The organism is Ensifer adhaerens (assembly GCF_013283195.1).
Classification (GTDB): domain Bacteria; phylum Pseudomonadota; class Alphaproteobacteria; order Rhizobiales; family Rhizobiaceae; genus Ensifer; species Ensifer adhaerens_G.
This window is the reverse complement of sequence record NZ_JABEKT010000001.1, coordinates 203826-217337: the sequence shown is the minus strand read 5'-3', so window position 1 is coordinate 217337 and position 13512 is coordinate 203826. Positions and strand designations below refer to the sequence as shown.

Here is a 13512-nt window from a genome sequence, read left to right as displayed (position 1 = left end):
ACAAAATGGCGGTGCGATGCCAGAATAACCCGATACCTGTCAGTGAGGATCGCACGTCGTTGCGAGGGAGGACGTAATGGCCAGGGATCACAGGACGCAGACATACCGCCTGATGCTGTTGCGCCACGCCAAGTCTGCCTGGCCCGAAGGTGTTCCTGACCATGATCGACCGCTTGGCGAGCGCGGCCGCAAGGCGGCGCCGCTGGTCGGCGCCTACATGGAGCGAAAAGGGTTGATCCCCGGACTGGCGATCGTTTCCACGGCGCGGCGGGCTCGGGAAACCTGGACGCTGGTCAAGGGTATCCTGCCGCCGCCAATCCCTGCCCGTGAGACACGCGACATCTACGAAGTTGCAGCAACGGCCATTGTGGCCACCATTCGTGCGGTCGACCCGGCCATCCGCAACCTGCTTGTCGTCGGGCATAATCCGGGCATGGAGGATCTCGCCCTTCAGCTTGCCGGTTCGGGTAGGCAAGAAGCGCTTGCGCGCATGCAGCAGAAATTTCCGACGGCGGCGCTTGCCGTGTTCGAGTTCGACGGCTCCAGCTGGGAGGACCTGGCTGCAGGCGGGTGTCGTCTCGTCGATTTTGTCACGCCGCGTCAGCTGGGCTGAGAAGACTGCCCGGCTCGGATCTTTCGCATCACAAGCTTTTGCACCAGGGCGGCCGGCAGGCGCCTTGCCAAGGCCTTGGCCATCGGTTGCAGTCGCGCCAGGACGAGCGCGCGCAGCAACCGGCCGCGCCAGGAATATGCGAAGGCATAGTCCTTGATGGCCACAAGCCCGTCGGCATGCTGCATCTTGTAGCAGTCCGCCGGCGCCAGCAGATCAAAGATCGTGTTGCCACGGTGGGCGGCCGCCGCGAATGTTCGGTGGATGAGCAACCGTCCGAGGCCCTCGCGCTCGTAGCCAGGGTCGGTTGCCAGCACGTGGCCGAAGGTGTGGCCCTTGCAGTCGAAGGACAGGTCGACGCCGATCGCTCTCCCGTCGCGGGTGATTGCCGAGACGTGCAGGCCCGTCGCGAGATCGCCGGCAAGATCTTCGAAGAACGCCTGGAAGCGGGTGTCCATGACGGTCGGCGACAGGATCGCGTTTTCGAGCAGCCAGTTTTTCTTGATGGCGATTGCGGTCGTGACCGCTGCCTCGGCTGCCGGGCCCGAACCGGGCTCGGAGAAGCCGATGTCGCCGCGTTCGCGGAGCCTTCGCAATCGGCGCCGGTAGTTCGATCGCTCGCGCGCGGAATAGGCGATGCCCGGACCATCGGCCGTCACCCGACGCGACAGGCATGCGAACGGCGCCTGCACGTCGCCGGGCAGGCACGCGCCGACCGCGATGGCTGATCCGCAGAGGGCGGCGTCTGACCGCACCCGGCGGGCCCAGAACATGTCGGCACCGAGCGCTTCCACGGCATTCCAGCCGGCTTCGAGCAAGGCGTGTCCGGTATCGCCGGCTTCGACGAGCACGTCGCCGAACTGCGCCACCGGCGCGCCCATGAAGCCGAGCGTGTCGATGCCGAGCTCGCGACGACGCACCAGCGGCCAGACGGTGACAAGGCGTCCGTCGATACGGCCGGTGAGAATAGAGAGCTGCGTCTTTGCGTCGAGATAGTGCCGTGTCCAGTAGCGCAGGAAGATATGGCGCTGGAAGACCTGCTGAGGTGCTGCCGCTCGCTCGAACAGATCGTCCCAGTCCCCCTGCAAGGCCATGAAGCCTTCGAGGCTTGTGACGACGCTGATTTCAAGGTCGTCTCCCAAACGGCCGAGGATCGGACTCCGTTCGATTGTCTCGGCGATCGGCGACGTCGCTCGGCCGGGCATGGCTCAGCGGCTTCGGAAGTGATTGACGAGCCGCCGCGTTCCCTTGATCGGGAAACGGGCGAGATAGGCAACCATGAGAGCGGGATGGAGCGCGGCAAACGGGGCGTCGTTTTCGACCAGATGCCGGATCGCCAGAACCGGCATCGGCGAGCGCAGCGGCCGGAAGTCCGGATTCCACAGGCCGCGATCCTCGGAACCTGCATGCATCATGCCGATCATCCGGGCGCGCGCGAGCGAGTAGAACCGGTGCCGCCGCTGGATCCGCTTCAACATCGCGATCCCGTCCTGATCGGCGCAATCCGGAAAGCCGACGATGACGGTGCGGAAATGCTTCATCGCGGGCTTGCAGGGGATGGCTTCAAGCGCGCCGAACGCACCACGGATAAGGGCGAAAGCGTCGTCTTCGTCACCGGGGCGCGCGCGGGAAATCGCGAGGCGAACCGTATCGATCTTGGCGGCCTGGCGGGTAAAGGGGCAGACGGCGCCGGCTCGTCCGAGATCGGGATGACTGTTCATCAGATAGGATTCGACCCAGTCGAGCAGCCGCGCAATATCGGACCCTTGCAAGGGGCCGTCCGCGAGATCGCGAACCTCCCCTATCCCGAAGAAGCGTCCATCGGTCACCGGTATCGCTTTGGCCATCGTCGTCAGCATCGGCTGCACTCGCCCTGCAAATCTTGCTTGTGGCTACATAGATGTCAGAGCTTGCGGAAGTGTTTATGGTTGTGCGCGGCGAGATTTCTCGTTCGGGTTATGCTTTCCGAATTCTCATGTCGAACGCCGATATGGGGGCATATTGGCGCAGATGCGGAAGGGTTACAGAACCTTGACGATGGTGCCGCGACGCAGGTGCGGGATCAACCGGCGCATGGAAGCCAGGCTGATGGCGACACAGCCCTGGGTCGGCTCGTAGCCGGGACGGATGAGGTGAAAGAAGATCGCCGACCCGGCATGACGGCGGCGGCTGGTCATGTTCCAATCCATCGCCAGGCAGACGTCATAGAGCCCATTGTCACGCATCATCTCCTCGTGGCTCGGCGCGAACGGCGCCTTGGCCGGGCGATTGTAGCGGGCATGATCGGGAGCATCGCACCAGAGCATTCCCTGGCGCGTTGCTATTGTCGGCAGTGACGTCGGCGGCAGCGCGATCCTGTCGCGCCTGACATAGCCGCCGACGAGCTTCATCGCTGCGCGTGGCGTCGCGCCGTCGCCCTCGCGCTTGCGGCTGGTGATGCCGCTGTGGCCGATGGCGGCTTGCTCCGTGCGGCCATCGAAGGTAACCAGTGCACGCCTGCGATCAAGCGGGGCAGGTCGGACGGTGATGACGGATTTGACTGGCCTTCTTCCCGACGTTTTCTTGCGCATCTCTCTCACAGATTTTTGAATTGTCCGTGATTTGGCGGGCACCATAAGCACGGTTGCATATATAACGCGGTTCCAAAACCGGTTCGCTTGCCAACACGGGCATTTGAGCTAGTTTGAAACCGGAAGCAAACAGGAATTGTCCCATGGCGACCCGTACCATTCTTCTTGTCGATGACGACAATGACCTGCGCGAAACGTTGGTCGAGCAGCTTTCGCTCTACGAAGAGTTCGATCTTCTCCAGGAAGCCTCTGCCGGCAAGGGTATACAGGCGGCGCGCGCCCAGCAGGTCGACCTGTTGATCATGGATGTCGGGCTGCCCGACATGGATGGGCGTGAGGCGGTCAAACTCCTGCGCAAGGGTGGCTTCAAGGCGCCGATCATCATGCTTACCGGCCACGATACCGATTCCGATACGATCCTGGGTCTCGAAGCCGGTGCCAACGATTATGTCACCAAGCCATTCCGCTTCGCCGTCCTGCTCGCGCGCATCCGCGCGCAGCTACGCCAGCACGAGCAGAGCGAAGATGCGACGTTCAGCGTCGGTCCCTATACGTTCAAGCCCAGCCAGAAGCTGCTGACGCTCGAAAACGGCCAGAAGATCCGGCTGACCGAAAAGGAAGCGGCGATCATCCGCTACCTCTATCGTGCCGACCAGAAAGTGGTGACGCGCGACGTGCTGCTCGAGGAAGTCTGGGGCTACAATTCCGGCGTGACGACGCACACGCTCGAAACGCATGTCTACCGGCTTCGCCAGAAAATCGAGCGCGACCCTTCCAATGCCGAGATTTTGGTGACAGAGAACGGCGGCTACAAGATCGTTCCGTGAGGCGGCGACGTCGGATGATTTTCCGTATGTCAGTCGCTCCAGACTATTTGCATCGATTGCGATGCTCTTGGGTACCGAGCCCGAAAGCGTCGTAATTCAGGGAGGTTAGCCGCTTGGCGCTCAACGACGACATCGTTCTTCTGTCCAACGTGCCGCTTTTTGCCGATATCAGCGAGGACAAGCTGAGGCTGATCGCCTTTGGTGCGGAGCGTCGCCGGGTGTTCAAGGGGCAGGAGCTGTTTCGCGAAGGTGCGCCGGCCGATTGCGCGTTTGCCATTGCCAGCGGCAGTCTCTCGCTTTCGAAGGCCAATGCCGATGGCGCGATGGAAGAGATCACCACCGTCGGTCGCGGCGCGCTTCTGTCCGAGCTGGCGCTGATCTCAATGGTGGAGCGCAAGTTCACCGCCACCGCCGACGAAGACAGCGAAGTAATCCGCATCAATCGCCCGCTCTTCCGGCGCATGCTGGAGGAGTACCCGGAAGTTGCCGCCCTCGTCGAGGCGCGCATCCGCGAGAACCTGCAGGCGATGATCAGGCGCGCTGGGGTGCTCGCCGGCCGCTTCGCCTGACATATTCCCGATAAACGGTCGAACGTCAGGCGCTTGAGGCTTCACAGTCAGATATCGAAATGCGCGATCACCGGCACATGGTCCGATGGTCGCTCCCAGCCGCGTGCCTCGCGCAGGATATCCACCTGTGTGAGCTTCGGCGCGAGGTCGGCCGAAGACCAGATATGGTCCAGGCGCCGGCCGCGGTCGGCGGCCTCCCAATCCTTCGCGCGGTAGCTCCACCAGGTGTAGAGCTTGGTCGGTGATGGCGCATGCTGGCGCATCAGATCGACCCAGGCGCCGCCGGTCATCACCGAGGTCAGGCCTTCGGTTTCGATCGGCGTGTGGCTGACGATCTTCAGGAGTTGCTTGTGCGACCAGACGTCGTCTTCAAGCGGAGCGATGTTGAGATCGCCGACGAGGATCGACGAGATGCCGGCCTCGGCTTCGGCGTGCAGCAGCTTCATTTCATCGACGAAATCGAGCTTGTGGCCGAACTTCGGATTGATCGAGCGGTCCGGTTCGTCGCCGCCGGCCGGAACGTAGAAATTGTGCAGACGGATCTTCTTGCCGCCCGCTTCAAATACCACCGAGAGGTGGCGCGCATCGCCGACGCCACAATAGTCGCGGCGATCGCTGAGTTCGTGCAGCGGCAGCCGCGAGATCGTCGCGACGCCGTGATAACCCTTCTGGCCGTGCATTTCGATATGGTTGTATCCAAGCGCCTTCAGCGGCTTCGACGGAAACTGGTCGTTGGGGCACTTGGTTTCCTGCAGGCAGAGAATATCGGGCTGCCAAGTCTTCAGGAGGTGTTCGACCAGCGGCATGCGCAGGCGAACGGAGTTGATGTTCCACGTGGCGACGGAAAGGGCCATTGCGCATTCCCCATGATCGGGTGGGTCCGGGCGTTCGACCAATGGGAAGCCGGCTCAGGACGGGTGTATTCTCGATGTCCGAGCGGTTTAAGCAGGTCCGGCGGCCGGCGACAAGGAAGGCATGAAAAAGGCCGCCAGAAGGCGGCCGATGTCCACAAGCACGGCTGACGAAAAGGCCGTCAGCGGCCCTTGTTGCGCACTTCGTCGTAGGGGATCTTGAATACCTTGTCGTCCAGCGCCATGCCCGTCTGGACGTTGAAGATCATCACCGAGGTGTCCTTTTTCTGCGCATCGGTGATCGTCCACTGGCGCAGGTCGTAGGTCTTCGGGTCGAACATCATGGTGATGGTCGAATCGCCGAAAATCGAGCGATCGCCGAGCACGATGGTGATGAGGTCGGATTCTTCCTTGACGCCGCGCACCATCTTGCCGGTCAGGTCGATCCGTTCGCTGAGCAACAGGTTCAGCGGCGTCTTCGACAGAGGGTAGATGTCCCAGGTCTTCAGCTTCATGTTGCCGATGACCACCGACTTGCCGTCGGCGATCACCCGCATGGGCGAAGGCGCCTCGTAGTTGAAGCGGATGCGGCCGGGGCGGCGGATGTAGAACTTGCCACCGGTCTGCTCGCCGCGCGGCCCGAATTGCACAAATTCCCCGGCCATGGTTTTGACGGACGAGAAATGGTCGGCGATCTTCTGGGCGGAGCCCGTGGCCTGCGCAAAGGCCTTCGTGATGTCGAGACCGGCACCACCCATGCCCGCAAGCGCCGCAAGGCCACCAACGAATACACGGCGCGACATCGCCGGATTGTTGCCTTGGGTGGTTTTCGTCTCTGTCATCGCAGTCTCCTTCATTTCCTTGATCATCTGGAGCGCAAGTGCGGCACCTTCAAGGCGTTTTTCATGGCCTTCGGCGGGCCGCGCTCTCACATGACCGTTACCGGGCTTTGAACATCGCCCGTGACAGGAGCCGGGTTTACCGGCCGGTGATATCCGCTTCCGTGGGCACGAGGATTTCTCGTTTGCCGGCGTGGTTCGCCGGGCCGATGATGCCTTCCTGCTCCATGCGCTCGATCAGCGACGCGGCCCTATTATAGCCGATCCCGAGGCGACGTTGCACGTAGGATGTGGAGGCCTTTCCGTCACGCAGGACGATCGCCACGGCCTGGTCATAAGGGTCGTCGGAATCGGCAAGATTGGACGTGCCGGCCGGGCCGCCGCCATCACTGTCCTCGTCGTCATCTTCGGTGATCGCGTCGAGATACTGCGGCGTGCCCTGGGTCTTGAGATAGGCGACGACTTCCTCGACTTCGGTGTCGGACACGAACGGCCCGTGCACGCGCTGGATACGCCCGCCGCCGGCCATGTAGAGCATGTCGCCCATGCCGAGCAGCTGCTCGGCGCCCTGTTCGCCAAGGATGGTGCGGCTGTCGATCTTCGAGGTCACCTGGAAGGAGATGCGGGTCGGGAAGTTGGCCTTGATCGTGCCGGTGATGACGTCGACCGAGGGGCGCTGCGTTGCCATGATCACATGGATGCCGGCGGCGCGCGCCATCTGCGCCAGCCGCTGCACAGCACCTTCGATGTCCTTGCCGGCGACCATCATCAGGTCGGCCATTTCGTCGATGATGACGACGATATAGGGCATCGGCGACAGATCGAATTCTTCGGTCTCGTAGATCGCTTCGCCGGTCTGGCGGTCGAAGCCGGTCTGCACCGTGCGGGTGATCGCGTCACCCTTGGCCAGCGCCTGCTCGACGCGGGTGTTAAAGCCGTCGATGTTGCGCACACCGATCTTCGACATCTTCTTGTAGCGCTCTTCCATCTCGCGCACCGTCCACTTGAGCGCGACGACCGCCTTCTTCGGGTCGGTCACGACAGGCGAAAGCAGGTGCGGAATGCCGTCATAGACGGAGAGTTCGAGCATCTTCGGGTCGATCATGATCAGGCGGCACTGGTCGGGACGCAGGCGGTAGAGCAGCGACAGGATCATCGTGTTGATCGCCACCGACTTGCCCGAGCCGGTCGTGCCGGCAACCAGCAGATGCGGCATCTTGGCGAGGTCGGCGACCACGGGTTCGCCACCGATGGTCTTGCCGAGCGCCATGGCCAGGCGCGCCTTCGAGGTCTCGAAGTCGCGCGAGCCGATCAGCTCGCGAAGGTAGACGGTTTCGCGGCGCTGATTCGGCAGTTCGATGCCGATGGCGTTGCGGCCGGGGACGACGGCGACGCGGGCAGCGATCGCGCTCATCGAGCGGGCGATGTCGTCGGCAAGGCCGATGACGCGGGAGGACTTGATGCCCGGCGCCGGTTCCAGTTCGTAGAGGGTGACGACCGGACCGGGGCGGACGTGGATGATCTCACCCTTGACGCCGAAGTCCTCCAGCACGCCTTCCAGCATGCGGGCGTTCTGCTCCAGCGCATCGGCGGAGAGCGAGGCGTCGCGGGTGACGTTCTTCGGCTCGGCGAGAAAATGCATCGGCGGCAGCGCGAAATCGCCGTCGTCGTCCTCGACGAAAGAGCGCTGCGCTTCGCGTTCGAGCCGCTGGCTGGTCTTCGGGCGAGGCGGTGGCGTGGCAACACGCGAACCGGCCTTCGCCAGGCCCTGCTTCGGCGGTGCGGCTTTTGGTGCCCAATCGGATGCGACGTCGTCATCCTCGTCATCGGGCAGAATGCCGGCAGGGCGACGCTCATCCATGAAGGGCATATCGTCATCATCGTCGGCCATGATCGGTGGCGGTGTGACGATGCGGCGTTCGGAGCGGTCGAGCGACGGTTCGATGCGGTCGCCGGCAGCCATCGGCTTCGGCCGGGCCGGCTCGTTCAGCGTGCCGAATTCGTCATTGTTGAAATCGTAGGGTTCGTCGTACTGGCGCTTGGTCGGGGTGCGGGTGCCGCTCATGCCGAAGATACGGCGAACGCGCGCCTGCACGGTGTAGCGCATATGCGCGAACGAGCCCATCAGCAGCGTGAAGGGACCTTCGCTGTCGTCCTCGTCCAGTTCGTCGCGCACGGTGCGCGCCTTGCTCGGCGTCGGTTCCTCGATCTCGTCTTCGTCCTCTTCCTCGCCGACACCGATCAGGCCGGCACTGTAGATCAGGCACCAGGCGGCAGGGGCGGCAAAGATGCAAGCAAGGACGGTGGCAAAGGTGCCGGTCGGGAAGGAGCCGATGAAAAGCGCGGGAAAACGCAGGATCATGTCGCCGAAGACGCCGCCGAGGCCATTGGGCAGCGGCCAGGTGATCGGCGCCGGAACACAGCTCAAAGCAGCGCCGGCAAGCACCGATCCGACGAACCAGAGGGCGAGGCGCTTGACGATCTTGTCGAAGCGCTTGCCACCGATCAGCACCAGTGCCCAGGCAACGGCCGGGAGCAGGGCGACGACGCTGGCAAGCCCGAAGAACTGCATGAAGATATCGGCGAACGCTGCGCCTGCATAACCAAGCACGTTGGTCGGCTCGTCCGAGGTGGCGTAGGAGAAGCTCGGATCGGCAACGTTCCATGTCGACAGCGCAGCGATGGCCAGCGCCAGCGCGCCAAACAGCGCGAAGCCCGCCAGCGACGCGATCTGTCGCCAAACGAATGTTGTTAGCACGAACCGGTTGGAACGGCTGTCAAGCGCTGCCGGATTGCTTCTGCTCATGTTGCCTGCTGCCCGTCTCGATCTTCTAGGCACATTGCGCGCCATGGAATCAACCTAAGCGAAGCACGGTTAATGCGACATTAACCATGCGCGTGTGCCGCTAAAATACCGGTGGGCGGCGGCCCGCAAGCGCTGAAATTCAGCAAAAAAAGCCCGGATCTCTCGATCCGGGCCAAAGGCGATCCGCATCAGACGGACCGCGACGGGACGGTGAGCGGCGCCTGTCGATGGCGCCGCGATTGGCTTAGCTGTGGTAGGCGGCTTCGCCGTGGGACGAGAGGTCGAGACCTTCGCGTTCGGCTTCGACCGAAACCCTAAGACCGACGATCGCATCGACCACCTTGTAAAGGATGGCCGAGACGACGCCGCACCAGACGATGGTGATGGCAACGGCGGTGAGCTGGGTCATGAACTGGCCGCCCATGGTGACGCCGTCGGCATAACCGATGCCGCCGAGCGACGACGAGGCGAAAATGCCGGTTGCCAGCGCACCGAAGAAGCCGCCGACGCCGTGAACGCCGAAGACGTCAGCGGTGTCGTCGTAACCGAACTTGTTCTTCACCACCGAGACGAAGAAGTAGCACAGCGGCGAAACGATCAGGCCCATGACGATTGCACCCATCGGGCCGGCAATGCCGGCAGCGGGCGTGATGGCAACAAGGCCGGCGATCATGCCCGAAGCGGCACCCAGCATCGAGGCCTTGCCGCGGGTGAAGGTTTCGACGACCGACCAGGAGAGGATGGCCGCTGCGGTTGCAAGGAAGGTGTTGACGGTTGCGAGCATCGCGCCGCCGGATGCCTCGAGGTTGGAGCCGGCGTTGAAGCCGAACCAACCGAACCACAGCATCGCCGCACCGACGAGCGTCAGCGTCATCGAATGCGGTGCCATCATGTCCTTGCCGAAGCCGGTGCGCTTGCCGACCATGATTGCGCCGATGAGGCCAGCGACGCCGGCATTGATGTGAACGACGGTGCCGCCGGCAAAATCGAGAGCGCCCATGCCGAAGAGCAGGCCGTTGCCGTCCCAGACCATGTGGGCGATCGGGAAGTAGACGAAGGTTGCCCAGAGAACGGAGAAGAGCACGGCTGCCGAGAACTTGATGCGCTCGGCAAAGGCACCGATGATGAGGGCCGGCGTCAGCGCCGCGAACGTCATCTGGAACAGCATGAAGATGTATTCCGGAATGACCACGCCTTCTGAGAAGGTGGCCGACGTGCTGTCAGTCGAGACGCCTGCCAGGAACATCTTGGCAAAGCCGCCGAAGTAGGGGCTGGTCGAGCCGCCGAAGGCGAAGGAATAGCCGTAGACGACCCAGACGATCATCATCGTTGCGCCGATGACCGTGCACTGCATCAGCACCGACAGCATGTTCTTGGCGCGCACGAGGCCGCCATAAAACAGCGCGAGGCCTGGGATCAGCATGAAGAAGACGAGCAGGGTGGAGATGAACATGAAGGCCGTGTCGGCCTTATCGGGAACGGGGGCTGCGGCGGTGGCAGCGGCTGCTGCCGGTGCGGCTTCCTGGGCAAAGGCGACGACCGGCGAAAGAAGGGCGGCAGAGGCTGCGCCGATCCTGACCAGAGAGGTAGAAAGTTTGCTTGACGACATCGAAATAGTGCTCCCTGAACGGCGTGGCTTACAACGCTTCTGAATCGGTTTCGCCGGTGCGGATGCGCACGGCATGGTCAATCGAATAGACAAAGATCTTGCCGTCACCGATCTGGCCGGTCTTGGCGGCGGCGGCGATCGCTTCCACGGCCCTGTCGACGACTTCCGAGGGGACTGCGATCTCGATCTTCAGCTTTGGCAGGAAGCTCACGGCGTATTCGGTGCCGCGATAGATTTCGGTATGTCCCTTCTGGCGGCCGTAGCCTTTGACCTCGGTTACGGTCAGGCCCTGGATGCCAACAGCAGTGAGGGCTTCACGAACCTCATCGAGCTTGAACGGCTTGATAATGGCCATCACAATTTTCATCGGTTTCCCATCCTTGTTCGCCTCCGGCCGGAGGCCATCTCTCCTTGCTGCGAACGCTAAAAGCGCCTTGCAACCGGACAGCTACATTCAAGGGGCGTGCCAGATTCGTTGTGATGAGCTAAGACTATGAAAAGGCATGGAAAAATTATCACGCGCGGCATGTGTGCCGCGACGCGCTAAAAAATCGTCATTTTAGAAGATTAAAAAATAGGCAGAAAAGATTAAGCGCCTTATTTTTGTTCAGGTGCCTTTTTCCGGATCAGGCCTTCCTGCGCCACCGAGGCGATCAGAACGCCGGAACGATCAAAAAGGCTGCCACGGGTCATGCCGCGGGCACCATGGGCGCTGGGGCTGTCCTGGGTGTAGAGCAGCCAGTCGTCCATCCGGCAGGGGCGATGGAACCACATGGCGTGATCGAGGCTTGCAACCTGCAGGTTGCGATCGAACACCGATGTGCCATGGGCATAGAGCGAGGTGTCGAGCAGCGTCATGTCGGAGAGGTAGGCAAGTACGGCCGCCTGCAGGTGACGTTCGTCGGGCACGTGACCGACGGCCTTGACCCAGACGTCCTGTGTCGGCTTGCCGTCGTTGCGCGCAAAATAATGGCTGAGCGAGACCGGGCGGATCTCGATCGGCCGCGGCCGCTCCCAATAACGGCGGATCGCTTCGGGCGCATGCGCCAGGAACTTGTCCTTCAGTTCCTGCTCGCCCGGCAGGGTTTCCGGCATCGCCACGTTGGGGATGTCGATCTGATGTTCGAAGCCGTCCTCGTCGTACTGGAAGGATGCCGACATCGAGAAGATCGCCTTGCCGTGCTGGATGGCGACGACACGGCGCGTGGCGAAGCTGGAGCCGTCGCGGATCCGGTCGACCTCGTAGATGATCGGCACCGAGGGATCGCCGGGGCGCATGAAATAGGCGTGCAGCGAATGCACGTAGCGACCCTCGTCGACGGTGCGCTGGGCTGCCACCAGCGCCTGGCCGATCACCTGGCCGCCGAAAACGCGCTGCCAGCCGACCTGGGGACTGCGGCCACGAAACAGGTTCTCCTCGAGCTTTTCGAGGTCGAGTGTGGCAAGCAGCGCATCCATGGGCGTTGCGGTCTCAGTGGGGCGCGACATTTCGGCTGTCTCCAAAGGTAGGAACGGCGATGGCATTGATCTATATAGGCATGAAACGATGCTCAAGTGCGACGGGAGAAAGCGGATGATCGATGTGTTGATTGCCGGTGGCGGCTATGTCGGCCTTTCGCTCGCGGTATCGCTGAAGAAGGCGGCGCCGCATCTTGCGGTCTCCGTCATCGACGGCGCGCCGGAAGGGGCCTGGAAGCGCGACGAGCGTGCCTCGGCCGTCGCTTCCGCCGCCGAACGCATGCTCGACGTTCTCGGCGTCTGGCAGGCGATCGCACCGGAGGCCGAACCGATCCGACGTATGGTCATCACCGATTCGAAGACGTCGGATCCGGTGCGCCCCGTGTTTCTCACCTTCGACGGCGAAGGCGAAGAGGGCAGGCCCTTTGCCCATATGGTGCCGAACACCGCCATGGTCGGCGCGCTGCGCGCCGCCTGCGAGGAATTTGGCGTGACGGTGCGTCAATCGACGATGGTCGAAACCTTCGAGAGCGGAGATCATGCGGTTGCGGTCACGCTTGCCGGCGGCGAACAGCTGGAAGCCCGGCTGCTGGTTGCCTGCGACGGCGTGCGCTCGAAGCTGCGCGATGCCGCCGGTATCAAGACGGTCGAGTTCGATTACGGCCAGTCTGGTATCGTCACCACCGTCGAGCATGAGCGCCCGCATGAGGGTACGGCCGAGGAGCATTTCCTGCCCGCCGGCCCCTTCGCGACGCTGCCGCTCAAGAACAACCGCTCGTCGCTGGTGTGGACCGAACGAACGGCGGATGCCGAGCGGCTGGTCAAGGGCGACGATTTCCTGTTCGAGGAAGAGCTGGAGCGCCGCTTCGGCCACCGGCTCGGCCATCTCAAGGTCGTCGGCGGCCGGCGCGCCTTTCCGCTCGGCCTGACGCTGGCGCGTGATTTCGTCAAGCCGCGGTTTGCGCTTGCGGGTGATGCCGCCCACGGAATCCATCCGATCTCCGGCCAGGGCCTCAATCTCGGCTTCAAGGACGTGGCGGCGCTGGCCGAGACGATCGTCGAGGCCGACCGGCTTGGGCTCGACATCGGTTCGCTGGCCATTCTCGAGCGTTACCAGAGCTGGCGCCGGTTCGACACGTTCCGCATGGGGGTGACGACCGATGTGCTCAACCGGCTGTTTTCGAACGACATCACGCCGGTCCGGATCGCCCGCGATTTCGGCCTTGGGCTCGTCGACCGACTACCGTCGCTGAAAAGCTTCTTCATCCGCCAGGCGGCCGGCATTGCCGGCGATGCGGACCCGCGGCTGCTTTCCGGCCAGCCGATCTGATCTGCAAAGCGCGGCATTCCTGGGTTTGCCCCTCACCCTAGCC

General features: G+C 62.9%; 13 protein-coding genes. 4 read left to right on the top strand and 9 right to left on the bottom strand.

Annotated elements, in window-relative coordinates; all coding sequences use genetic code 11:
- Nucleotides 1-76: 76 nt before the first annotated feature.
- Nucleotides 77-613 carry a SixA phosphatase family protein gene (locus LPJGGPFB_RS01040; RefSeq protein ID WP_173418339.1) on the top strand — a complete coding sequence of 179 codons (537 nt, stop codon included), beginning with the start codon at nucleotides 77-79 and terminating at the stop codon, nucleotides 611-613.
- On the opposite strand, the gene LPJGGPFB_RS01035 is transcribed toward LPJGGPFB_RS01040, so the two are convergent.
- The 3 genes from LPJGGPFB_RS01035 to LPJGGPFB_RS01025 all read right to left on the bottom strand — a co-directional run bounded on the left by LPJGGPFB_RS01035 (nucleotide 601) and on the right by LPJGGPFB_RS01025 (nucleotide 3180).
- Nucleotides 601-1815: a GNAT family N-acetyltransferase gene (locus LPJGGPFB_RS01035; protein WP_173418338.1), complete on the bottom strand. Its 1215-nt coding sequence runs from the start codon at nucleotides 1813-1815 to the stop codon at nucleotides 601-603. The genes LPJGGPFB_RS01040 and LPJGGPFB_RS01035 overlap by 13 nt on opposite strands.
- Nucleotides 1816-1818: 3 nt before the next feature.
- A complete protein-coding gene (locus LPJGGPFB_RS01030; protein WP_173418337.1) occupies nucleotides 1819-2469 on the bottom strand; it encodes a DUF6875 domain-containing protein in 651 nt (216 codons plus the stop codon).
- A 162-nt stretch (nucleotides 2470-2631) separates the two neighbouring features.
- A complete protein-coding gene (locus LPJGGPFB_RS01025) occupies nucleotides 2632-3180 on the bottom strand; it encodes a L,D-transpeptidase family protein (RefSeq protein WP_173418336.1) in 549 nt (182 codons plus the stop codon).
- A 143-nt stretch (nucleotides 3181-3323) separates the two neighbouring features.
- On the opposite strand from LPJGGPFB_RS01025, the gene LPJGGPFB_RS01020 reads away from it, so the two are divergent.
- Both LPJGGPFB_RS01020 and LPJGGPFB_RS01015 read left to right on the top strand, forming a co-directional pair.
- The gene (locus LPJGGPFB_RS01020) at nucleotides 3324-4007 is read left to right on the top strand and encodes a response regulator transcription factor (RefSeq protein ID WP_077500839.1); all 684 of its coding nucleotides are present in this window, start codon (nucleotides 3324-3326) and stop codon (nucleotides 4005-4007) included.
- A 113-nt stretch (nucleotides 4008-4120) separates the two neighbouring features.
- On the top strand, nucleotides 4121-4576 hold the full coding sequence (locus LPJGGPFB_RS01015) for a cyclic nucleotide-binding domain-containing protein (RefSeq protein WP_173418335.1): 456 nt from the start codon (nucleotides 4121-4123) through the stop codon (nucleotides 4574-4576).
- A 47-nt stretch (nucleotides 4577-4623) separates the two neighbouring features.
- Here the strand turns inward: LPJGGPFB_RS01015 and LPJGGPFB_RS01010 are convergent, their stop codons facing one another.
- The 6 genes from LPJGGPFB_RS01010 to tesB form a co-directional block, all read right to left on the bottom strand.
- A complete protein-coding gene (locus LPJGGPFB_RS01010; RefSeq protein WP_173418334.1) occupies nucleotides 4624-5430 on the bottom strand; it encodes an exodeoxyribonuclease III in 807 nt (268 codons plus the stop codon).
- A gap of 179 nt (nucleotides 5431-5609) precedes the next feature.
- Complete coding sequence (locus LPJGGPFB_RS01005) at nucleotides 5610-6269, bottom strand: outer membrane lipoprotein carrier protein LolA (RefSeq protein WP_173418333.1); 660 nt, start codon at nucleotides 6267-6269, stop codon at nucleotides 5610-5612.
- A gap of 136 nt (nucleotides 6270-6405) precedes the next feature.
- Nucleotides 6406-9072: an FtsK/SpoIIIE family DNA translocase gene (locus LPJGGPFB_RS01000; RefSeq protein WP_173418332.1), complete on the bottom strand. Its 2667-nt coding sequence runs from the start codon at nucleotides 9070-9072 to the stop codon at nucleotides 6406-6408.
- Nucleotides 9073-9316: 244 nt separating this feature from the next.
- Nucleotides 9317-10681: an ammonium transporter gene (locus LPJGGPFB_RS00995; RefSeq protein ID WP_173418331.1), complete on the bottom strand. Its 1365-nt coding sequence runs from the start codon at nucleotides 10679-10681 to the stop codon at nucleotides 9317-9319.
- Nucleotides 10682-10709: 28 nt separating this feature from the next.
- The gene (locus LPJGGPFB_RS00990) at nucleotides 10710-11048 is read right to left on the bottom strand and encodes a P-II family nitrogen regulator (protein ID WP_053249175.1); all 339 of its coding nucleotides are present in this window, start codon (nucleotides 11046-11048) and stop codon (nucleotides 10710-10712) included.
- A 230-nt stretch (nucleotides 11049-11278) separates the two neighbouring features.
- Nucleotides 11279-12169 (bottom strand): acyl-CoA thioesterase II, encoded by an 891-nt coding sequence (gene tesB / locus LPJGGPFB_RS00985; protein WP_173418330.1) that lies wholly within the window; start codon nucleotides 12167-12169, stop codon nucleotides 11279-11281.
- Between the two features lie 85 nt (nucleotides 12170-12254).
- On the opposite strand from tesB, the gene LPJGGPFB_RS00980 reads away from it, so the two are divergent.
- The gene (locus LPJGGPFB_RS00980) at nucleotides 12255-13469 is read left to right on the top strand and encodes a ubiquinone biosynthesis hydroxylase (RefSeq protein ID WP_173418329.1); all 1215 of its coding nucleotides are present in this window, start codon (nucleotides 12255-12257) and stop codon (nucleotides 13467-13469) included.
- Nucleotides 13470-13512: the final 43 nt, after the last annotated feature.